The organism is Methylobacillus pratensis (assembly GCF_054072455.1).
This window is the reverse complement of the sequence record NZ_JBSUSR010000004.1, coordinates 223,327-244,104: the sequence shown is the minus strand read 5'-3', so window position 1 is coordinate 244,104 and position 20,778 is coordinate 223,327. Positions and strand designations below refer to the sequence as shown.

20 protein-coding genes are annotated in these 20,778 nt (G+C 56.8%); all 20 read left to right on the top strand.

Translation table 11 applies throughout. From position 1 onward, the window contains the following. Positions 1–10 precede the first annotated feature (10 nt). The 20 genes from ACW4YW_RS10660 to ACW4YW_RS10565 all read left to right on the top strand — a co-directional run bounded on the left by ACW4YW_RS10660 (position 11) and on the right by ACW4YW_RS10565 (position 20,765). Positions 11–604, top strand: a complete 594-nt coding sequence (locus ACW4YW_RS10660; RefSeq protein WP_457137514.1) for an NADH-quinone oxidoreductase subunit C — start codon at positions 11–13, stop codon at positions 602–604. Beyond that, positions 597–1,850 (top strand): NADH-quinone oxidoreductase subunit D, encoded by a 1,254-nt coding sequence (locus ACW4YW_RS10655; protein WP_457137513.1) that lies wholly within the window; start codon positions 597–599, stop codon positions 1,848–1,850. The genes ACW4YW_RS10660 and ACW4YW_RS10655 overlap by 8 nt, the downstream gene beginning before the upstream one ends. Next, on the top strand, positions 1,847–2,326 hold the full coding sequence (gene nuoE, locus ACW4YW_RS10650; RefSeq protein ID WP_457137512.1) for an NADH-quinone oxidoreductase subunit NuoE: 480 nt from the start codon (positions 1,847–1,849) through the stop codon (positions 2,324–2,326). The genes ACW4YW_RS10655 and nuoE overlap by 4 nt, the downstream gene beginning before the upstream one ends. Next, positions 2,323–3,648: an NADH-quinone oxidoreductase subunit NuoF gene (gene nuoF, locus ACW4YW_RS10645; RefSeq protein WP_407996829.1), complete on the top strand. Its 1,326-nt coding sequence runs from the start codon at positions 2,323–2,325 to the stop codon at positions 3,646–3,648. The genes nuoE and nuoF overlap by 4 nt, the downstream gene beginning before the upstream one ends. Further along, the gene (nuoG, locus tag ACW4YW_RS10640) at positions 3,641–6,067 is read left to right on the top strand and encodes an NADH-quinone oxidoreductase subunit NuoG (RefSeq protein ID WP_457137511.1); all 2,427 of its coding nucleotides are present in this window, start codon (positions 3,641–3,643) and stop codon (positions 6,065–6,067) included. Before nuoF ends, nuoG begins: the two co-directional genes overlap by 8 nt. Further along, a complete protein-coding gene (gene nuoH, locus ACW4YW_RS10635) occupies positions 6,064–7,083 on the top strand; it encodes an NADH-quinone oxidoreductase subunit NuoH (protein WP_457137510.1) in 1,020 nt (339 codons plus the stop codon). Before nuoG ends, nuoH begins: the two co-directional genes overlap by 4 nt. A gap of 42 nt (positions 7,084–7,125) precedes the next feature. Then, the gene (gene nuoI / locus ACW4YW_RS10630; protein WP_457137509.1) at positions 7,126–7,617 is read left to right on the top strand and encodes an NADH-quinone oxidoreductase subunit NuoI; all 492 of its coding nucleotides are present in this window, start codon (positions 7,126–7,128) and stop codon (positions 7,615–7,617) included. A gap of 199 nt (positions 7,618–7,816) precedes the next feature. Continuing rightward, positions 7,817–8,458, top strand: coding sequence for an NADH-quinone oxidoreductase subunit J (locus ACW4YW_RS10625; RefSeq protein ID WP_457137508.1), 642 nt, complete (start codon positions 7,817–7,819; stop codon positions 8,456–8,458). A 16-nt stretch (positions 8,459–8,474) separates the two neighbouring features. Beyond that, positions 8,475–8,783: an NADH-quinone oxidoreductase subunit NuoK gene (nuoK, locus tag ACW4YW_RS10620; RefSeq protein WP_457137507.1), complete on the top strand. Its 309-nt coding sequence runs from the start codon at positions 8,475–8,477 to the stop codon at positions 8,781–8,783. 59 nt (positions 8,784–8,842) lie between these two features. After that, a complete protein-coding gene (nuoL, locus tag ACW4YW_RS10615) occupies positions 8,843–10,867 on the top strand; it encodes an NADH-quinone oxidoreductase subunit L (RefSeq protein WP_457137506.1) in 2,025 nt (674 codons plus the stop codon). A gap of 6 nt (positions 10,868–10,873) precedes the next feature. Then, a complete protein-coding gene (locus tag ACW4YW_RS10610) occupies positions 10,874–12,361 on the top strand; it encodes an NADH-quinone oxidoreductase subunit M (RefSeq protein ID WP_457137505.1) in 1,488 nt (495 codons plus the stop codon). Positions 12,362–12,382: 21 nt separating this feature from the next. Continuing rightward, positions 12,383–13,831 (top strand): NADH-quinone oxidoreductase subunit NuoN, encoded by a 1,449-nt coding sequence (nuoN, locus tag ACW4YW_RS10605; protein WP_457137504.1) that lies wholly within the window; start codon positions 12,383–12,385, stop codon positions 13,829–13,831. 47 nt (positions 13,832–13,878) lie between these two features. After that, positions 13,879–14,172, top strand: coding sequence for a DUF2818 family protein (locus tag ACW4YW_RS10600; RefSeq protein ID WP_457137503.1), 294 nt, complete (start codon positions 13,879–13,881; stop codon positions 14,170–14,172). Between the two features lie 39 nt (positions 14,173–14,211). Continuing rightward, a complete protein-coding gene (locus ACW4YW_RS10595; protein ID WP_457137502.1) occupies positions 14,212–14,796 on the top strand; it encodes an NUDIX domain-containing protein in 585 nt (194 codons plus the stop codon). Next, on the top strand, positions 14,793–15,623 hold the full coding sequence (locus ACW4YW_RS10590; protein WP_457137501.1) for an SDR family oxidoreductase: 831 nt from the start codon (positions 14,793–14,795) through the stop codon (positions 15,621–15,623). Before ACW4YW_RS10595 ends, ACW4YW_RS10590 begins: the two co-directional genes overlap by 4 nt. 357 nt (positions 15,624–15,980) lie before the next feature. Further along, positions 15,981–17,780, top strand: a complete 1,800-nt coding sequence (locus ACW4YW_RS10585) for a methanol/ethanol family PQQ-dependent dehydrogenase (RefSeq protein WP_457137500.1) — start codon at positions 15,981–15,983, stop codon at positions 17,778–17,780. A gap of 87 nt (positions 17,781–17,867) precedes the next feature. Further along, a complete protein-coding gene (moxJ, locus tag ACW4YW_RS10580) occupies positions 17,868–18,710 on the top strand; it encodes a methanol oxidation system protein MoxJ (RefSeq protein ID WP_457137499.1) in 843 nt (280 codons plus the stop codon). Between the two features lie 25 nt (positions 18,711–18,735). Next, entirely contained in the window at positions 18,736–19,230 is a 495-nt protein-coding gene (gene moxG / locus ACW4YW_RS10575; RefSeq protein WP_457137498.1) for a cytochrome c(L), periplasmic, read from the top strand. Between the two features lie 100 nt (positions 19,231–19,330). Next, on the top strand, positions 19,331–19,606 hold the full coding sequence (locus tag ACW4YW_RS10570) for a methanol dehydrogenase (protein WP_457137497.1): 276 nt from the start codon (positions 19,331–19,333) through the stop codon (positions 19,604–19,606). 139 nt (positions 19,607–19,745) lie between these two features. Beyond that, positions 19,746–20,765, top strand: a complete 1,020-nt coding sequence (locus ACW4YW_RS10565) for an AAA family ATPase (protein WP_457137496.1) — start codon at positions 19,746–19,748, stop codon at positions 20,763–20,765. Positions 20,766–20,778: the final 13 nt, after the last annotated feature.

Genomic DNA, 20,778 nt, shown 5'->3' with positions numbered 1-20,778 from the left:
AGCCGACACAATGACGCGCCTGGAACAATTAAAGCAGAACTTGCAGCAAGTGCTCGGGGAAAGCATGACCCGCCTCAAGGACGATGGAGGCGAGATCACGATCGAGTGCAAAGCGCCATGCTTGCTGGAGGTGTCCAACCTGTTGCGCGATCACAAGCTGTTGAAATTCGAGCAATTGATCGACTTGTGCGGCGTCGATTATGCCGATTATGGCGAGGGTTCGTGGTCCGGCCTGCGCTATGCCACGGTATACCATTTTCTTTCTGTCAGCTTGAACCAGCGGCTGCGCCTGCGCGTGTTCGCGCTGGACGATGATTTCCCGGTATTGCCTACCGTGGTGGATGTCTGGCCGGCCGCCAACTGGTTCGAGCGCGAGTCCTTCGATTTGTTCGGCATCATGTATGAGGGCCATCCCGACCTGCGGCGCCTGCTGACGGATTACGGTTTTGTCGGCCATCCGTTCCGCAAGGATTTCCCGATGATAGGCAATGTGGAAATGCGCTACGACCCCGAGCAGCAGCGCGTGATCTATCAGCCGGTGACGATAGACCCGCGCAACAATGTGCCCAGGGTGATCCGCGAAGAAGGCTTTCATCATGGCTGAAATCAGGAATTACACCATGAATTTTGGCCCGCAGCACCCTGCAGCGCATGGCGTGTTGCGGTTGGTGCTGGAGCTTGATGGCGAGGTGATCCAGCGCGCTGATCCGCATATCGGCCTGCTGCACCGCGGGACGGAAAAGCTTGCCGAGAACCGCACCTACCTACAGTCGGTGCCTTACATGGACCGCCTGGATTACGTGTCCATGATGGCCAACGAGCATGCCTACGTCATGGCGATCGAGAAACTGCTCGGGCTGGAAGTGCCTTTGCGCGCGCAGTACATCCGCGTGATGTTCGACGAGATTACCCGCATCCTCAACCACCTGCTCTGGCTGGGCGCGCATGCGTTGGACGTGGGGGCGATGACGGTGTTCCTTTATGCGTTCCGTGAACGCGAAGATCTGTTCGATTGCTACGAAGCGGTATCCGGCGCGCGCATGCATGCGGCCTACTACCGCCCTGGCGGCGTCTATCGCGACCTGCCGGACCGCATGCCGCAGTATGAGGAATCGGCGGTGCGCAGCAAGGAAGACGTCAAGCAGCTCAACGAGAACCGCCAGGGTTCGCTGCTGGATTTCATCGAAGATTTCACTGACCGCTTTCCGGCCTATGTCGATGAATATGAAACATTGCTGACGGACAATCGCATCTGGAAACAGCGTACCGTGGGCATAGGCGTGGTGTCGCCCGAGCGCGCCTTGGCGCTGGGATTGACCGGGCCGATGCTGCGCGGCAGCGGCTTTGCCTGGGATTTGCGCAAGAAGCAGCCTTACGAGGTATACGACCGGCTCGATTTCGATATCCCGGTAGGCGTGAACGGCGACTGCTACGATCGCTACCTAGTGCGCATCGAGGAGTTCCGCCAATCCAACCGCATCGTCAAGCAGTGCATAGACTGGCTACGCAAGAACCCGGGACCGGTCATCAGCGACAATACCAAGGTCGCGCCCCCTCCACGTGAAGAGATGAAGCACGACATGGAGGCGCTGATCCATCACTTCAAGTTGTTTACCGAGGGTTTCCACGTTCCTGCGGGCGAAGCCTATGCCGCAGTCGAGCATCCCAAGGGCGAGTTCGGTATCTATTTGATTTCCGATGGTGCGAACAAGCCATACCGCGTGAAAATCCGTGCACCGGGCTTTGCCCATTTGGCGGCTCTGGACGAAATGACGCGCGGCCACATGATCGCCGACCTGGTGGCGATTATCGGTACGCAGGATATTGTATTCGGAGAAATTGACCGATGAGTTTGTCTGCTGAATCCTTAGCCAAGATCGACCGCGAGTTGACCAAATACCCGCCCGAGCACCGCCAGGCGGCGGTGATGTCCGCATTGCGGATCGCACAGACCGAGAAGGGCTGGCTGTCGAAAGAGACGATCTCGGAAGTAGCCGACTTCCTTGGTATTCCCGCCATCGCCGCACTGGAAGTGGCGACCTTCTACAACATGTACGAACTGGAGCCGGTCGGCAAGTACAAGATCACGGTGTGCACCAATATTTCCTGCATGCTGCGCGATTCCGCCGAAATCGTGGAGCATTTGCAGAAGCGCCTGGGCATTGGCTTCAATGAAACCACGGCAGATGCGCGTTTTACCCTCAAGGAAGGTGAATGCATGGGATGCTGCGGCGGGGCGCCGTTGTTCCATATCAACAATACCGAAATGCATGAGTTCCTGACGCCGGAGAAGGTGGACCAGATATTGGAGGGCCTCGAGAAATGAGCGCGACACAAACATTGGTTTGCTTGCGTACCGTCGGGCAAGAGAATCCTGCGTCGCTGGATACTTATCTCAAGGTGGGCGGCTATGCCCAGCTGAAGCGGCTGGTGACCGAGAAGGTCAAAGCCACCGAGATCATCAGCCAGGTCAAGCTCTCCGGCTTGCGCGGGCGAGGCGGGGCTGGTTTCCCAACTGGCCTCAAGTGGAGCTTCATGCCGCGCTATTTCGACGGCACCAAGTACTTGGTATGCAATACCGATGAGGGCGAGCCTGGCACCTTCAAGGACCGGGACATCATCCGCTACAATCCGCACCAGTTGATCGAAGGCATGGCGATCGCAGCCTATACCCTGGGCGCGCGGGTGGGTTACAACTATATTCACGGTGAAATCTGGCAGGATTACGAGATATTCGAAGCGGCGCTCGACGAGGCGCGAGCAGCGGGCTATCTCGGCGAACGACTGTTCGGCACCGACTTCAGTTTCGATCTATATGCAGTACACGGCTACGGCGCTTATATCTGTGGCGAGGAGACTGCATTGATCGAGTCGATAGAGGGCAAGAAGGGGCAACCGAGGTTCAAGCCGCCTTTTCCTGCCAGCTACGGCGTGTTTGGCAAGCCGACCAATGTGAACAATACGGAGTCATACACGTCGATACCATGGATCATGGAGCACGGCGGCCAAGCTTTTCAGGAACTTGGTGTCGCCAATTCAGGGGGAACCAAAATCTTCTCGATCTCGGGTCACGTAGACAAGCCCGGGAATTACGAGGTGAACATGGGCATTCCTTTTGCTGAATTGCTGGCACTGGCTGGAGGTGTATGGAAGGGGCGTCAGTTGAAAGCCGTCATCCCCGGAGGGCCGTCAACTGCCGTTTTACCAGCTTCAGCCATCATGGGAGCGACCATGGATTACGATGGTCTTTCCAAGGCGGGTTCGAGCTTGGGCGCCGGCTCCATGATTGTCATGGACGAAACCACCTGCATGGTGAAAACCCTCAAGCGCTTGTCCTATTTCTTCTTCGAGGAATCTTGCGGGCAATGCACGCCGTGCCGAGAAGGCACGGGTTGGCTATACCGGGTCATCAAGCGCATTGTCGACGGGCAAGGCCGGCTGGAAGACCTGGACTTGCTGACCGACGTCAGCAGCAATATCTCCGGCCGTACCATTTGCGCGCTGGGCGATGCGGCCGCGACGCCGGTGCTGAGTTTCATCAAGCATTTCCGCCCCGAATTCGAATACTACATCCGCCATGGCCGCAGCATGGTGGAGGACGGCCTGGCAGGGCAAGGCCAGGCGCAGCAAGAGGTAGCCTATGCTTAATGTCGAGATAGATGGCAAGCAGGTCGAGGTAGAGCACGGCTCCACCATCATCGATGCAGCCGACCAGTTGGGCATTGCCATTCCGCGCTTCTGCTATCACAAAAAGCTTTCCGTCGCGGCCAATTGTCGCATGTGCCTGGTGCAGGTGGAGAAATTCAACAAGCCGCTGCCCGCCTGCGCCACGCCCGTGGCCGACGGCATGAAAATATTCACGCGCTCCAAGGCTGCGGTGGAAGCCCAGCAGAGCGTGATGGAGTTCCTGCTGATCAACCATCCCCTCGATTGCCCGATCTGCGACCAGGGCGGCGAGTGCGACCTGCAGGATATCGCGGTGGCCTATGGCGCGCCCGCATCGCGCTACACCGAGGAAAAGCGCGTCGTCATCAACAAGAACATCGGTCCCCTGGTATCCACCGACATGACGCGCTGCATCCAGTGCACTCGCTGCGTGCGCTTCCTCAAGGAAGTCGGCGGCATGATGGAGCTGGGGTTGATCAACCGCGGCGAACATGCCGAGATCACGGCCTATGTCGACAAGAGCGTCGATTCGGAGCTTTCCGGCAACATCATCGACCTTTGCCCGGTGGGCGCCCTGACCAGCAAGCCGTTCCGCTACACCGCGCGCAGCTGGGAGCTGATCCGCCGACCCTCCATTGCGCCGCATGACGGCTTGGGCTCGCATATCGAGGTGCATATCAAGGACGGCAAGGTGCTGCGCGTGCTGCCGCGCGAAAAGGAAACCATCAATGAATGCTGGCTGTCCGACCGCGACCGTTTTTCCTACGAAGGATTGAACAGCCCCGACCGGCTCAAGGTGCCCATGGTCAAGCACAATGGCGCCTGGCATGAAACCGACTGGAAAACCGCGCTCGAGCTGGCTGCGGGACAGATCAAGGATATCGTGAACAGCGAGGGCGGGGATGCGCTGGGCGTGCTGGTCTCGCCCAATAGCACCATGGAGGAAGCTTACCTCGCCACCAAGTTCGCCCACGGCCTGGGTTCGGACAATGTCGACTACCGGCTGCGCCACACCGACTTCCGTCATGACGGCAAGCGCCTTGGCGTGATCTGGATGGGTTGCAACATCCCCGATGTGCAGGAAATGGACCGCATCCTGGTGATCGGCGGCAACCTCCGCAACGAACACCCCTTGCTGGCCCAGCGCATCCGCCGCGCGGTTGCCAACGGGGCTGAGCTTTCCGTGGTGAACCCGCTGGATGACGACCCTTTGATCCCGATCAAGCACAAGGCCATCTGCTCGCCGAACGACATGGTCAACGTGCTGTCGCAGATACTCAAGGCCGTTTCGGGCATGGAAAGGCTTTCCCTGTGCCTGCCCAAATCCTTGAGCGAATTGCTGGAAGGCGTCAGCGTCTGGGACAACAGCAAGGCTATCGCCCTCAGCCTGACAGGCCATGGCGAAACCATGGACTTGATCAGCCCGCGCTCCGCCGTATTCCTGGGCAATATCTCCCAGCACCATCCGCGCTATACAGAAATATTCAGCCTGGCCGAAGCGATTGCCTCCCTGTGCGGCGCGACGTTCGGCGTATTGAGCGCCGGCGCCAACAGCGTCGGCGCCAACCTGGTCGGCGCCATGCCCAAGGCCGGCGGCCTGAACGCCCGCACCATGCTGGAATCGCCGCGCAAGGCCTATATGCTGGTCAATGTGGAGCCCGAGCTGGATTGCCATAACCCCAGCCTGGCGAGAAATGCATTGCAGCAGGCGGAGTGCGTGGTGGCATTGACCGCGTACAAGTCGGAAGCGCTGGAGCGTGATGCCGATATCCTCTTGCCCATCACGCCGTTTACCGAAACCTCCGGCACTTTCATGAGCATGGAGGGCAGGGTGCAGAGCTTTACCGCCGTGACCAAGGCATTGGCCGAAGCGCGCCCCGGCTGGAAGGTGCTGCGCGTATTGGGCAATCTTGCCAGCGTGAGCCATTTCGATTTTGACAGCACCGAGCAGATCAAGGACGAGATATTCGGCGGCGAGAAGCCTTCGGCCGTTGTCTGGCGCACCTTGAACAACAACCTGCGAGAGCTGATCGATGTCGAGATCAAGGTCAAACTGGATAGCGATTTGCAGCGCGTGGGTGAAATTCCTCAGCTCCAGTCCGACGGCATTGTCCGCCGCTCGCCGCCTTTGCAGAAGACGCGCCAGGTAGCGAAGGCGGTACTGGCTGCGCTGCATCCCGAGCAGATGCAGAAGCTGGGCATCCAGGAAGGGGAACGTATCCTGGTCAGGCAAGGCGAAGGCAGCGCTGTGCTGGAAGCGCATGCGGATATCCGCGTGCCGCATGGCTGCGTGCGGATTCCCGGCGCCTTGCCACAAACCGCGGGCTTGGGCGATTTGCTCGGCGAGATTACGGTAGAGCGTATTCCTGTCGAGCAGCCGGCGGATGAGGTGGTCGCATGATCGCGGAAGTGCAAACCCTGCTGGGGCCGCTTTGGCCCGTGGTCTGGAACCTGCTCAAGATCATTGCCATCGTCCTGCCGCTCATGGGTGCCGTGGCCTACCTGACCTTAGCCGAACGCAAGGTGATCGGCTTCATGCAGGTACGCCTCGGGCCGAACCGTGTCGGTTATCGCGGCCTGCTGCAGCCATTGGCGGACGGCATCAAGCTGCTGATGAAGGAAATCATCATCCCGAGCGCGGCGAACCGCACCTTGTTCCTGCTAGGCCCGGTGCTGGCGATCGCGCCAGCATTGGCGGCCTGGGCCGTGGTGCCGTTCGACCTGACCCTGGTGCTCGCGGACATCGACGCAGGCCTGCTCTATATCCTGGCGATGACCTCTGTCGCCGTGTACGGCGTGATCATTGCGGGCTGGGCTTCCAATTCCAAGTACGCCTTTCTCGGATCGCTGCGCTCCGCCGCACAGATCGTTTCCTATGAAATCGCGATGGGCTTCGCGCTGGTGGGTGTGCTGATGTCTGCCAACAGTCTCAACCTGGGCAAGATCGTCCTCGCCCAGTCTGGCGGCTTTTGGCAATGGTACTGGCTGCCTCTGTTCCCTTTGTTTGTCGTCTATTTCATCAGTGCGGTGGCGGAGACCAACCGGGCGCCGTTCGACGTGGCGGAGGGCGAGTCGGAAATCGTGGCCGGCTTCCATGTGGAGTATTCCGGCATGGCCTTCGCAGTGTTCTTCCTGGCGGAATACGCCAATATGATCCTCGTGGCCATGCTCGCGGCGCTGATGTTCCTCGGCGGCTGGCTGTCGCCTGTGCCGTTCCTGCCCGACAGCATCTTGTGGCTGTTGTTCAAGGTCGCGGCCTTGCTGTTCTTCTTCCTCTGGTTCCGTGCCACCTTCCCGCGCTACCGCTACGACCAGATCATGCGCCTGGGCTGGAAGGTGTTCATCCCCGTGACCTTGGTCTGGATATTGTTTGTGGGCGCGATGATGCAGACGCGCTGGGCTTATTTGTTTCATTGAGCGATTGGCTTACTTGAGAAACCATTTCATTGAGAAACTAGGATGATCAGCAAGATAAAAGAATTGTTCGCAAGTTTCATGCTGCTTGAGCTGGTCAAGGGCATGGCCCTGACCGGCCGCTACTTCTTCGCGCGCAAGGTCACCGTGCAGTTCCCCGAAGAGCGCACGCCCATGAGCCCGCGCTTCCGCGGCCTGCATGCGCTGCGCCGCTATCCCAACGGCGAGGAGCGCTGCATTGCCTGCAAGCTGTGCGAAGCGGTATGCCCGGCCCTGGCGATCACGATCGAGTCCGAGCAGCGTGAAGACAATACCCGCCGCACCACGCGTTACGACATCGATCTGACCAAATGCATTTTCTGCGGTTTTTGCGAAGAATCCTGCCCGGTGGATTCGATTGTCGAGACCAGGATTTTCGATTACCACGGCGAGAAGCGCGGGGATTTGCTGTATACCAAGCCCATGCTGCTGGCCGTTGGCGACAAGTACGAAGAACAGATTGCCGCGGACCGTGCAGTGGATGCCCGGTATCGCTAGAAATTTGATAATAAGAGCGGCTTAACAAAACCCAGCAAGGCGGTCCTAGCGAGGCGCTCTGCCGCAGGCAGTACAGTTGTTGTATGACCAGGCAGGGCAACAACGCCGGGAGAGTTTTGTTAAGCCGATCTAAGAAAGCCACGAGGAGGAGTGATGGATATGGCGCTGCCAATGCGCTTGTATCCATGAGGAGAGCATCATGATATTCCAGGATTATGTTTTTTACGCCCTAGCCGCCATCCTGCTGTTTGCCGGATTGCGCGTGATTACGGCCCGCAACCCGGTGCATGCCGCCTTGTTCCTGGTATTGGCTTTTTTCACTGCCGCAGGCATCTGGCTGCTGTTGGAGGCCGAATTCCTTGCCATTGCCCTGGTGCTGGTTTACGTAGGCGCGGTGATGGTGCTGTTCCTCTTCGTCGTGATGATGCTCGACATCAATCTCGACAAGCTGCGCGAAGGGTTCTGGAACGCATTGCCGGTTGCCTTGCCAGTCGGCCTTCTCATGGCCGCCGAAATGGTGATGATCCTGGGCAGTAAGCATTTCAGCGCGGACATGCTAAGCGCGCCTGCGCCCCGGCCGGCGGGATATAGCAATACTGCTGAGATCGGCCGCCAGCTGTACACCGACTACCTGCTGCCGTTCGAGCTGGCTTCCGTCGTGCTGCTGGTCGCGATCGTGGCGGCGATCGCGCTGACCTTGCGCGAACGCAAGGATTCCAAGTTCATGGATCCTGCGGAGCAGGTCAAGGTCAAGCGCGCCGACCGCGTGCGCATCGTCAGCATGCCGGCAGAAAAGGAAGTCGTACTGGCTTCATCAGAACCTGTGGTTGAAAAGAAATAAGAATGGGGATGCAGCAATGAGCGTAGGACTCTCTCACTACCTGATTTTGGGCTCGATATTGTTCGCCATCAGCGTGATCGGCATTTTCCTCAACCGCAAGAACGTGATTGTGCTGCTGATGGCGATCGAACTGATGCTGCTGGCGGTGAACATGAATTTCATTGCGTTCTCGCACTATCTGAATGACCTTGCCGGGCAGATATTCGTCTTCTTCATCCTCACCGTGGCGGCGGCCGAGTCTGCAATTGGCCTGGCGATTCTCGTCCTGCTGTTCCGCAATTTGAGAACCATCAATGTCGATGATATTGGCAGCTTGAAAGGATAAACCATGCAAGCCCCGCAAATTTTCATTCGGCATGCCGTGTTGAGTCCTGGAGTATTGGCATGACGGTGCAAAGCCTGTATCTCTGGATTCCCCTGCTGCCATTGTTCGCCGCCGCCGTGGTCGGACTGTTCGGCCGCCAGTTGCCCCGCGCCTCGGCGCATTGGCTGACGATTGCCGGCGTGGCTGCATCGTTTGCCTTGTCTGTCTGTGTATTCATGGACGCATTGCACGGCAATGTCTTCAACGGCACGGTCTATACCTGGCTGACCAGCGGCGGGCACCGCTTCGAGGTGGGCTTCCTCGTCGACCGCCTCACGGCGACCATGATGGTGGTGGTGACCTTCGTCTCGCTGATGGTGCATATCTACACCATAGGCTACATGGCGGAAGACCCCGGCTACAGCCGTTTCTTCAGCTACATTTCGCTGTTCACCTTCTCGATGCTGATGCTGGTGATGAGCAACAACTTCATGCAGCTCTTCTTCGGCTGGGAAGCGGTGGGGCTGGTGTCTTACTTGTTGATCGGCTTCTGGTACAAGCGGCCGACGGCGATCTATGCCAATCTAAAGGCATTCCTGGTGAACCGGGTAGGGGATTTCGGCTTCCTGCTCGGTATCGGCATGGTGCTGTACTATCTCGGCAGCCTGGATTACGCCGCCGTGTTCTCGATTGCGCCGCAATTTGCCGATACCACGGTTGAGCTGGTTCCGAGGCATCCGTGGTCATTGATGACGGTGATCTGCATCCTGCTGTTCATCGGCGCCATGGGCAAGTCGGCGCAGGTGCCGCTGCACGTTTGGCTGCCGGATTCCATGGAAGGCCCGACCCCGATCTCCGCATTGATCCATGCCGCTACCATGGTGACGGCCGGCATCTTCATGGTGGCGCGCATGTCGCCATTGTATGAGCTGTCGACCACGGCATTGTCGTTCGTATTGGTGATCGGCGCGATCACGGCCTTGTTCATGGGCTTCCTCGGTATCATCCAGCACGACATCAAGCGGGTGGTGGCGTATTCCACCCTGTCGCAACTTGGCTACATGACTGTGGCGCTGGGCGTTTCCGCCTATTCGGTGGCGATTTTCCACCTGATGACGCATGCCTTCTTCAAGGCCTTGTTGTTCCTCGGGGCCGGGTCGGTGATCATGGGCATGCACCACGACCAGGACATGCGCAACATGGGCGGCTTGCGCAAATACATGCCGATCACCTGGATCACCTCCTTGGTCGGCTCGCTGGCGCTGATCGGCACGCCATTGTTCAGCGGCTTCTACTCCAAGGATTCCATCATCGAGGCCGTCAGTTTCTCCCATACTCCTGGCAGCTGCTTTGCCTATTTTGCCGTGCTCGCAGGCGTGTTCGTCACCGCGTTCTATTCCTTCCGCATGTATTTCCTCGTCTTCCACGGCAAGGAAAAATGGATGCAGGAAAAAGCCCACGACCATCATGACGAACACCACCACGATGACCAACATGACGAGCACCATCATGGGCTGGGGCCGCACGACAAGCCGCATGAGTCCCCATGGGTGGTGACGGTGCCGTTGGTGCTGCTGGCCATTCCCTCGGTGCTGATCGGTTATGTCGCGATCGATGCGATGGTGTTCGGCGATTACTTCAACGACATCATCTATGTGGATCACCAGCAGCACGGCGCAATGCACGAGCTGGCGCATCATTTCCACGGCGCATGGGCGATGGCGCTGCATGGGCTGACATCGCTGCCGTTCATCCTCGCGGCTTCCGGCGTGGCGCTGGCCTGGTTCTTCTACATGAAGCGCCCGGATATCCCGGCAGCGATCAAGGACAGGTTCGGGCTGGTCTATCGCATCCTCGACAACAAGTACGGCTTTGACAGCTTCAATGAAAAATTCTTTGCCGGCGGTTCGCGCTTCCTCGGCGGCAAGCTTTGGCAGATCGGGGATGTCAAGCTGATAGACGGCCTGCTGGTGAACGGCTCTGCGCGCCTGGTGGCCTGCGTTGCCGGACTGGTGAGGCGCCTGCAGACCGGCTTGGTGTACCACTATGCGTTTGCCATGATCATCGGCGTTTTCCTCCTGCTCACCGTCTTCATGAAAATATAACAAGCTATGAATGACTTACCTTTCCTGAGCCTGTCGATCTGGGTGCCTATCCTGGCAGGCGTATTGGTGCTGTCCACCGGCGGGGACAAACACGCCGGCGCTGCGCGCTGGCTGGCCCTGCTCGGCAGCATTGCCGGCTTTGTCGTGACCGTGCCGCTCTATCTCGGTTTCGATACGCAATATGGCGGCTTCCAGTTCGTGGAGCGCCTGCAGTGGATTCCTGCGTTCAATATCCAATACCATCTGGGCGTAGACGGGATTGCGGTGCCCTTGATCCTGCTGACCAGCTTTACCACCTTCATCGTCGTCATCGCCGGCTGGGAAGTGATCGAGAAGCGGGTGGCGCAATACATGGCGGCCTTCCTCATCATGTCCGGCATCATGATCGGCGTATTCTCCGCCTTGGACGCCATCCTCTACTATATCTTCTGGGAGGCGATGCTGATCCCGATGTTCCTGGTGATCGGCGTCTGGGGCGGGCCGAACCGGGTCTATGCCACCATCAAGTTCTTCCTCTATACCTTGCTCGGTTCGTTGCTGATGCTGGTGGCGTTCATCTACCTGTATCACCAGAGCGGCAGTTTCGATATCGCCGAGTATTACCGCATGCCGTTGGCCTTGGACGTGCAGGTCTGGATATTCATCGCCTTCTTCATGGCGTTTGCCGTCAAGATCCCGATGTGGCCCGTACATACCTGGCTGCCGGACGCCCACGTCGAGGCGCCGACAGGCGGCTCGGTGGTGCTGGCCGCGATCGCGCTCAAGCTGGGCGGATATAGCTTCCTGCGGTTCGCCATGCCCATTGCGCCGGACGCGTCGCATTACCTGGCGGGCTTCATGATCACCCTGTCGTTGATCGCCGTGGTGTATATCGCGTTGGTGGCCCTGGTGCAGAAGGACATGAAGAAGCTGATCGCCTATTCGTCCATTTCGCACATGGGCTTTGTCACCCTGGGCTTTTTCCTGTTCAACCCGCTGGGCCTGGAAGGCGCGATCGTGCAGATGATCTCGCACGGCTTCATTTCTTCCGCGATGTTCCTATCCGTGGGCGTGCTGTACGACCGCATGCATTCGCGCCAGATTGCGGATTACGGCGGCGTGGTCAACACCATGCCGGTGTTTACGGCTTTTGCCGTGCTGTTCGCCATGGCCAATGCGGGCTTGCCAGGCACATCCGGCTTCGTCGGCGAGTTCATGGTGATCCTGGGCACGGTGCAGGTGAATTTCTGGTATGCCTTCCTGGCGGCGACCACCCTGATCTTTGGCGCCGCTTACACCTTGTGGATGATCAAGCGCGTGTATTACGGCGAGATCGCGAATCCCCAGGTGGCCGCATTGCAGGACATCAATCGACGAGAGTTCTTCATCCTGGGCCTGCTGGCCATCCTGGTGCTGGGTTTCGGGATTTATCCGCAGCCCATTACCGAAATGACGCATGCAACCGTGAGCCAATTACTTGAGCATATGGCGTTGAGCAAGCTGCCGCCACTGTGATTGTGACGAGAATATACCGACATGAATGCCATATCCCTTGACCTGATGACAGCACTACCAGAAATCGTCGTGCTCGTGATGGCGATGTTTATCCTGTTGCTGGACCTGTTCCTCAAACCCTCCAGCCGTTTCCTGATTTATGTGCTGTCGCAGCTGACCTTGCTTGTAGCGGCCGTGATTACAGTCACGACTCATTCCACGGTGATCGAATATGCGTTTAACGGCATGTTCGTGGATGACGCGCTCGCGGATATCCTCAAGCTGGGAATCTACCTGGCCACTTCGGTCACCCTGATCTACACCCGGACCTATGTCTCGTTGCGGGGCATGTTCAGGGGCGAGTTCTATGCATTGGTGCTGTTCTCGACCCTGGGCATGATGGTCATGGTCTCGGGGCAGCATTTCCTCACCTTGTACATCGGTCTGGAATTGCTGTCATTATCCTTGTATGCGCTGGTGGCGCTGGACAGGGACAACGCCAGCTCGACCGAAGCCGCGATGAAGTATTTCGTGCTCGGCGCGCTTGCCTCCGGCATGCTGCTGTACGGCATGTCCATGCTCTATGGCGTCACCGGCAGCCTGAATGTCGCCGAGGTGGCAGAATCGTTGCTCAATGGCGCGCCGGATCATGGCGTGCTGGTGCTGGGGCTGGTGTTCATTGTTGCCGGCTTGGCGTTCAAGCTCGGCGCGGCACCGTTCCAGATGTGGGTGCCGGATGTCTATCACGGCTCGCCGACGGCGGTCACCTTGTTCATCGGCTCGGCAACCAAGATAGCGGCCTTCGCGATGGTGGTGCGCCTGCTGGTCCAGGCCATGTTCGTGCTAGCAGCGGACTGGCAGGGGATGCTGATCATCATGGCGGTCCTGTCCATGGTGATCGGCAATATAGCTGCGATTGCGCAAACCAATATCAAGCGCATGCTGGCGTATTCGACTATCTCGCATATCGGCTTCCTGCTGCTGGGCTTCCTGAGCGCCAGCCTGAACGGCTATGCCTCGGCGACTTTCTACATCCTGTCGTACGTGCTGATGACACTGGCAGGCTTCGGCGTCATCCTGCTCTTGAGCCGGCAAGGGTTCGAGGCCGACAGGCTGGAGGACCTCAAGGGGCTGAACCAGCGTAATCCCTGGTATGCCTTCCTGATGCTGCTCGTCATGTTTTCCATGGCGGGTATCCCACCGACGCTGGGTTTCTACGCCAAGTTCACGGTATTGCAGGCGGCGCTGCAGGCAGGCTTCACCGTGCTGGTGGTGTTCGCCGTGATCATGGCGCTGATCGGGGCCTTCTACTATCTGCGCGTCGTCAAGTACGTCTACTTTGACGACCCGGACGACCATAGCGCGATTGCGGCGCCGATTGACATGAAGCTGGTCTTGAGTATTAATGCTATTGGTTTACTCATACTCGGCATGCTGCCGCAACGTCTCATGGACGCCTGCGCCTATGCCATTATTCACAGCATTCAATAATCAGGTCAGGCACAGCCATGCGCTGCGCCTGAAGTGTAGCGTACGTCATGACAATTACGATCCTGTTGCTGCTGGCATTGCTTGCGGCCAACCTGCCTTGGTTTTCCGAGCGCCTGTTTTACCTCATTCCGTTGAAAGGCCAGCGTAAAGCCATTGGCTGGAGCTTGCTGGAGCTAGTCGCGCTGTATTTCGCGGTTGGCATGATCGCGATTGCGGTCGAGCGCGGTAGCATCGGCCAGGTGGCTGCGCAGGGCTGGGAATTTTATGCCATCACCTTCAGCTTGTTCATCGTGTTCGCATTCCCGGGTTTCGTATATCGTTATCTCTGGCGCAAGTCCTAGGGACTGCGCCCCCGCCATATCACACCAAGAGTTCATTTTATGAGTCATCACCAATACGACGACCAGGACCTCGCCGAGGTCACCTTGTCATCCGAAACCATTGCCGAGGGTGGTATGCTGCTGGTCAAGCGCGACCAGGTGCGCGTGCCCTCGGGAGCCATCAGCCAGCGCGAATATGTCATCCATCCCGGTGCGGTAGTGGTAGTTCCCGTGCTGGATAACGGCAATTTATTGCTCGAGCGTCAGTTCCGTTATCCTTTGTCCCGCGTGTTCATCGAGCTGCCTGCCGGCAAGATCGACGCAGGAGAGCCGCACCTGGAGACGGGGAAGCGGGAACTGCTTGAAGAGACCGGCTACGCGGCGGCGGATTGGGTGTATCTCGGCCTGCAGCATCCCTGCATCGGTTATTCCAATGAAGTGATCCACATCTACCTTGCTCGCGGCTTGTCCGCCGGGCAGCATAACCGCGATGTGGACGAGGCCTTGCAATTGTTCGAGGCCAGCCTGGAGCAGTGCCTGCAGATGATACGGAACGGCGAGCTGACCGACGGCAAGACCATCGTCGCATTGTTCCATGCGGAGAAATTCCTTCGTGGCGAATGGCCGGCAAAGGAGCAGCGTTGAGCAGGGTATTGATCGCAGGGTGCGGCGATCTTGGCCTTGAGCTGGCTCGCCGCCTGGCGGGGCAAGGGCATGAGGTGACGGGATTGCGGCGTTCCGCGCAACCCATGCCCGCAGGCGTGCAAACCCTGATTGCCGACGTCACCCGGCCGGAAACGCTGCAACCGCTTTCCCAAGTCCGGCCGGAAATACTGGTGTACTGTGTCGCAGCGACCGAGTACAGCGATGAGAATTACCGTCTCAGCTACGTTGAGGGCTTGCGCAATGTATTGTCGGCATTGCAGAGCGTTCCATTGCAGCATGTGTTTTTTGTCTCCAGCACGGGCGTATACGGCCAGGAAGCAGAAGGGTGGCTGGATGAGAGTACGCCGCCCATTGCCGTCGACTTCAGCGGCAAGCGCATGCTGGAGGCAGAGGCCCTGCTGGCAGATTATCCTTCCAGTGTGCTGAGGTTTTCCGGCATCTACGGACCAGGGCGCCTGCGCATGATCACCTTGGCGCAAACGCCGCAGCAGTGGCCCGCAAGGAACGCATGGACCAACCGCATCCACCGCGATGACGGCGCGGCGTTTATCGCTTACCTGGTTCAGCAACGTGCGCACACCGTGCCTGAGCGCCTCTATGTGGTGACGGACAACCAGCCCTTGCCAGTCCATGAGCTGCTGCGCTGGCTTGCCGACCGGCAAAATATTGCGTATGTCAGCGGTGCGATGCCGGCGGTGCAAGGCAACAAGAGGTTGAGTAACGCGCGGATGCTGTCGAGCGGCTATCAATTTATCTACCCGGATTATGTATCAGGATATGGCGCCTTGCTCGCCGCAATGAATTGACTGTTATTGGTTGAGATTATACAAAAACGCCACAAGGGAAACCTTGTGGCGTTTTTTCTTGAACGGCAGTTTCAACATAATCCTTAGGCTGTTCGGGTGATTTTCCCGAAAGCAATATTTTAAATATAGCAATATGCCCCAGCCATTTAGGGGAAGTAGCTCAGGCAGTTTAGCCATACGCCCTGTAAATATCATGCTTCCCGGAAAGGTTGGGTCACAAGATTGGTGTGAATACTTTCCTATCTAATCGGGAATCTTTCATCTGTTGTACTTGTTACAAATTGTTGAAAATTGTTTCTGCCGAGTAACAACCGATCGGCAGGGAGTTTGTAATCAAACCAGAATGAGGAGAAGTATATGAAAGGCAGAGTAACCCACGTCGGTATCAGCGCTGCTGTCAGCAGTCTGCTGGTGCTTGCGACGATGCAAGGTGCTCAGGCAAACCAAGATCTGCAGAATCTGACAAAGAACGCAGACAACTGGGCTTTGCAAACCGGTAACTACACTGGTCAGCACAATAGCACACTGAGCCAAATCAATAAAGGCAACGTCAAGAACCTGAAGGCAGCTTGGTCTTTCTCCACCGGCGTGTTGCACGGTCATGAAGGCGCGCCATTGGTGATTGGCGACATGATGTACATCCACAGTGCGTTCCCTAACAACACATTCGCTGTTAACTTGAATGATCCAGGCGTGATTGCCTGGCAGCACAAGCCAAAGCAAATCGCTTCCGTTAAAGCTGTTGCATGTTGCGACATCGTTAACCGCGGTTTGGCTTATGGCGACGGCAAGATCGTCAAGACTCAGCTGGACGGCAAGCTGGTTGCCCTCGATGCTAAGTCCGGTAAGGTCGTGTGGGAAATCGAAGTATGTGATCCTAAGGTTGGTGCAACACTGACCCAAGCTCCATTCATTGTGAAGAACACTGTTCTGGTTGGCTGCTCCGGTGCTGAGCTGGGTGTTCGCGGTGCTGTTAACTCCTTCAATCTGAAGACCGGCGAACTGCAATGGCGTGCCTTTGCAACTGGTCCTGACGAAGAAGTGCGTTTGGCCAAGAACTTCAACAGCGACAATCCACACTACGGTCAATTCGGCCTGGGTCTGAAGACCTGGGAAGGTGATGCATGGAAAATCGGTGGCGGTACTAACTGGGGTTGGTACGCTTACGATCCTAAGCTGAACCTGTTCTACTACGGTTCCGGTAACCCAGCACCATGGAACGAAACCATGCGTCCTGGCGACAACAAGTGGACCATGACCATCTGGGCGCGTGACCTGGACACAGGCGAAGCCAAGTGGGGCTACCAAAAGACTCCTCACGACGAGTGGGACTTCGCTGGCGTGAACCAAATGATCCTTTCCGATCACAAGGTTGACGGCAAGGTAACTCCTCTGCTGACCCATATCGACCGTAACGGCATCATGTACACACTGAACCGTGACAACGGTAACCTGGTACAAGCTGCTAAGGTTGATCCAGCTGTGAACGTGTTCAAGAAGGTTGACCTCAAGACAGGTACTCCAGTACGTGACCCTGAGTTCAGCACACGTATGGACCACAAGAGCACCAACGTATGTCCTTCCGCCATGGGTTTCCACAACCAAGGTCTGGATGCATTGGATCTTGACGAGCCTATCGTTTACGCAGGTCTGAACCACATTTGTATGGATTGGGAGCCGTTCATGCTGCCATACCGTGCTGGTCAGTTCTTCGTAGGTGCAAGCCTGGCTATGTACCCTGGACCTAGCGGCCCAACCAAGAAGGAAATGGGTCAAGTACGCGCCATGGACATCGTGACTGGCAAGTACAAGTGGACCAAGTGGGAGAAGTTCGCTGTTTGGGGCGGTACTCTCGCTACCAAGGGCGGCCTGGTTGCTTACAACACGCTTGATGGCTACATCAAGGCCCTGGACAAGGACGACGGTAAGGAACTGTGGAAGTTCAAGATGCCATCCGGTGGTATCGGTGCTCCTATGACCTACCAGTTCAAGGGTAAGCAATACATCGGTTCCATGTACGGTGTGGGTGGTTGGCCTGGTGTTGGTCTGGTATTCGATCTGACCGATCCTAGCGCTGGTCTGGGTGCTGTAGGTGCCTTCAAGGAACTGCAGAACCACACTCAAATGGGCGGTGGCCTGATGGTATTCAGCCTGTAATTCAGTAAAAGCAAGCTGATGTGATATTCCGGGGCAGCAGGTCTGCCCCGGTATCTAAGTGAAATTGCGTTTTGGAATTGAGTACACATGCATATTGTTGATAAGAAATCCTGTGTCAGTGCTGTTAAGGCTGCATTGGTTGGTGTTGCCGGAATGTTGGCCTTGCAGGCCCAGGCGGCAGATGAGTTGAGAGTATGCGCAGGTAAGGACGAGTTGCCTTACTCGAATGACAAGCAGCAGGGCTTTGAGAATGAGATTGCCAAAGTAGTCGGCAAGGCCATGAATCGCAAGGTCTCATTTGTTTGGTGGTCTGATGCGCGTTACTCGGTCAGGGATTTTCTTGACAAGAAGCAGTGTGATGTTTTGCTGGGATTGGACAAGGGCGATCCACGCGTCCTGAATACCAAGACCTACTATAAGTCCGGCTATGTGTTCGTGACACGCAAGGACAGGGAAATAGATATTGCCTCCTGGGATCATCCATATCTCAAGGAGCGTAACTTTAGGCTGGGATTCTTACCTGACAGTCCTGCCAAGAACATGATGCTTGAGATCGGCCGTTTTGATGACATGTTCGACTATCTGACCGAATTGACTGATTTCAAGTCCACGCGTAATCGCTACATCAAGATTGACGAGCGCAAGCTGGTCGATGACGTGATTACCATGAAATTGCATGCTGCTGCCATTTGGGGCCCGACAGTTGCAAAGTATGTGGCGGAATCCCCCACACCGTTAAATATGGTGCTGATCGAAGACAACGCCACGCGTGCCAACGGCAGCAAAATTCCTATGCAGTACGAAGTAGTAATGGGCGTACGGCTTGGCGATGAAGCCTTGAAGGCTGAGTTGGACAAGGCCATTACGTCTAGCCAGGAAGAGATTGATGCGATTCTCAAGAGAGAACACATTCCTCTCTTGCCAATCTAGTTTTTTTGTAACTCCGGGGTAGTAAATGTTTAAAAAATTAGCAGTTGTAGGTGGTTTGAGTGTGTTTCTGGCTTCAGGCTTTGCCTTGATGCCTGCACAAGCGGACCTTGATTTCCGTGGCACCATTTCTGGTGAGCCTTTGGATTTTGAAGGCGAAACCGAAAGCCCGCAATTCAAGGAATTCAAGAATACTGGTGTCAATCCATACAACGGTGACCAAGAAGCCTTGAATAAGGGCTACGTCATCTTTGCAACGGCTTGCTCTGGTTGCCATGGCCACTTGGCTGAAGGCAAGCTGGGTCCTGCATTGGCAGATGACTATTGGACTTATCCAACCAATTTGGAAGACAAGGGCCTGTTTGAAACCATTTATGGTGGAGCAGCAGGTCAAATGGGTCCGCAGCAAGGCTTGCTTGAGCCTGATGAAATTTTGCATGTGATGAGCTGGGTGCGTGCTCTGCAAACTGAGCCTGCGAAGGCGAAGAAAGCAGTGGATACCTTTGAGCATCGCAACGGTTAATTTTCAGTTAATCGTGCACTAGGAATTCTGCCGGAAAGCTGACTGGTGGCCTCCGGCAGATCAGTAGTACCACCAGCAACCATAACACAAGGAGATATCAATGAAACGCGTTTTGACATTAGTAGCAACCGTAGGTGCGATGGTTGCCTCTGGCCTTGCCTTCGCATATGACGGCCAAACCTGTCGTGCTCCTGGCGACTGCTGGCAAGCCAAGCCTGGTTACCCAGAGAAGATTGCTGGTTCCAAGTACGATCCTAAGCACGATGCTGCTGAACTCAGCAAGCAAGAAGCTGCTACCAAGGCAATTGATGAGCGCAATGCTAAGCGTATTGCCAATGCAAAGGCTACCGGCACTTTCAAGTTTGACGTGAAGTAAGCTTGTGATATGTCGAAGGCTGATGTTCGGATACGGACATCAGCCTTTTTACTGAGGCGGCAGTCTTGGTGGTTTATTTAAATGGCATTTACCAAAGTGCCATTTAAATAAAATCTTCAGTCAGCAGGGTGCAATTAAGATGCAAGAGCAAATAAATCTGAATGAGTGGCGAGAGCGTGCACTATCATTTGAGCAGTCTGCCAATAAGGTTGTGCTTGGACTGGAGAGACAGGTTCGCGCACTGACGATTGCCATCTTCTCGCGCGGACACGTCCTGCTTGAAGGCGACGTCGGGGTTGGCAAGACAACCTTGCTGAAAGCGGCCTCCCGCTTGCTCGGCGGCGCGTATCAACGTATCGAGGGCGCGATCGACCTGATGCCGGGTGATTTTCTCTACCATGCCTATATCGACCAGAATGGCCAGCCTGCCGTGGCGCCTGGGCCGTTGTTGCGGCATGAGGAAAACCTGGCCGTATTTTTCTTCAACGAAATCAACCGCGCCCGGCCGCAAGCCCATTCGCTATTGCTGAGACTGATGGCTGAGCGCAGCGTCAATGCTTTCAATCGCGACTATTCCTTTCCCCACTTGACGGTCTTTGCCGATAGAAACGGCCTTGAGCGCGAGGAAACGTTCGAACTGCCAGCCGCGGCTCGCGACCGTTTCTTCATGGAAGTGTCCGTGACTGCACCGGAGGATAAGGAGCTGCAGCGCGACTTGATGTTCAGTACCCGGTTCCACGATGCGGACGCGCTGATCGAGACCTTGGAGCCAGGCTTGGTTCCCTACGACAAACTGAACGAGGTGTCCGCCGCGATTCAGGAGAACGTGCGTTCCGAGCTTGCCTTGCAGGATTACGCGGTCAATATCTGGCAAGCTTTGCGCCATCCGGAGCGTATCGGCATCGAGATCGAAGACGTCGATATCAGCCGCTTGGTGGCCGGCGGTGCCAGCCCGCGCGGCATGGCCATGTTGATGCGGGCAGCGCGTACACGCGCCTGGCTGGAAGGCCGCGATTACCTGACTCCGGATGATATCCGTGCTGTTTTCCCTGAAACCGTAGGGCACCGTGTGTTCTTTACGCCGGCGTACGAATTGCGCCGCGATGAAATTGCCCCTGCACTGCTGAGCGGCGTACTCAACAAGATCCCTGCGCCGTAGGTTGCACAGGCCC

What these genes read in the sequence shown, in the direction of transcription:
- ACW4YW_RS10660 (WP_457137514.1), top strand. Translation starts at nt 11, where the DNA reads ATGACGCGCCTGGAACAATTAAAGCAGAACTTGCAGCAAGTGCTCGGG.
- ACW4YW_RS10655 (WP_457137513.1), top strand. Translation starts at nt 597, where the DNA reads ATGGCTGAAATCAGGAATTACACCATGAATTTTGGCCCGCAGCACCCT.
- nuoE (WP_457137512.1), top strand. Translation starts at nt 1,847, where the DNA reads ATGAGTTTGTCTGCTGAATCCTTAGCCAAGATCGACCGCGAGTTGACC.
- nuoF (WP_407996829.1), top strand. Translation starts at nt 2,323, where the DNA reads ATGAGCGCGACACAAACATTGGTTTGCTTGCGTACCGTCGGGCAAGAG.
- nuoG (WP_457137511.1), top strand. Translation starts at nt 3,641, where the DNA reads ATGCTTAATGTCGAGATAGATGGCAAGCAGGTCGAGGTAGAGCACGGC.
- nuoH (WP_457137510.1), top strand. Translation starts at nt 6,064, where the DNA reads ATGATCGCGGAAGTGCAAACCCTGCTGGGGCCGCTTTGGCCCGTGGTC.
- nuoI (WP_457137509.1), top strand. Translation starts at nt 7,126, where the DNA reads ATGATCAGCAAGATAAAAGAATTGTTCGCAAGTTTCATGCTGCTTGAG.
- ACW4YW_RS10625 (WP_457137508.1), top strand. Translation starts at nt 7,817, where the DNA reads ATGATATTCCAGGATTATGTTTTTTACGCCCTAGCCGCCATCCTGCTG.
- nuoK (WP_457137507.1), top strand. Translation starts at nt 8,475, where the DNA reads ATGAGCGTAGGACTCTCTCACTACCTGATTTTGGGCTCGATATTGTTC.
- nuoL (WP_457137506.1), top strand. Translation starts at nt 8,843, where the DNA reads ATGACGGTGCAAAGCCTGTATCTCTGGATTCCCCTGCTGCCATTGTTC.
- ACW4YW_RS10610 (WP_457137505.1), top strand. Translation starts at nt 10,874, where the DNA reads ATGAATGACTTACCTTTCCTGAGCCTGTCGATCTGGGTGCCTATCCTG.
- nuoN (WP_457137504.1), top strand. Translation starts at nt 12,383, where the DNA reads ATGAATGCCATATCCCTTGACCTGATGACAGCACTACCAGAAATCGTC.
- ACW4YW_RS10600 (WP_457137503.1), top strand. Translation starts at nt 13,879, where the DNA reads ATGACAATTACGATCCTGTTGCTGCTGGCATTGCTTGCGGCCAACCTG.
- ACW4YW_RS10595 (WP_457137502.1), top strand. Translation starts at nt 14,212, where the DNA reads ATGAGTCATCACCAATACGACGACCAGGACCTCGCCGAGGTCACCTTG.
- ACW4YW_RS10585 (WP_457137500.1), top strand. Translation starts at nt 15,981, where the DNA reads ATGAAAGGCAGAGTAACCCACGTCGGTATCAGCGCTGCTGTCAGCAGT.
- moxJ (WP_457137499.1), top strand. Translation starts at nt 17,868, where the DNA reads ATGCATATTGTTGATAAGAAATCCTGTGTCAGTGCTGTTAAGGCTGCA.
- moxG (WP_457137498.1), top strand. Translation starts at nt 18,736, where the DNA reads ATGTTTAAAAAATTAGCAGTTGTAGGTGGTTTGAGTGTGTTTCTGGCT.
- ACW4YW_RS10570 (WP_457137497.1), top strand. Translation starts at nt 19,331, where the DNA reads ATGAAACGCGTTTTGACATTAGTAGCAACCGTAGGTGCGATGGTTGCC.
- ACW4YW_RS10565 (WP_457137496.1), top strand. Translation starts at nt 19,746, where the DNA reads ATGCAAGAGCAAATAAATCTGAATGAGTGGCGAGAGCGTGCACTATCA.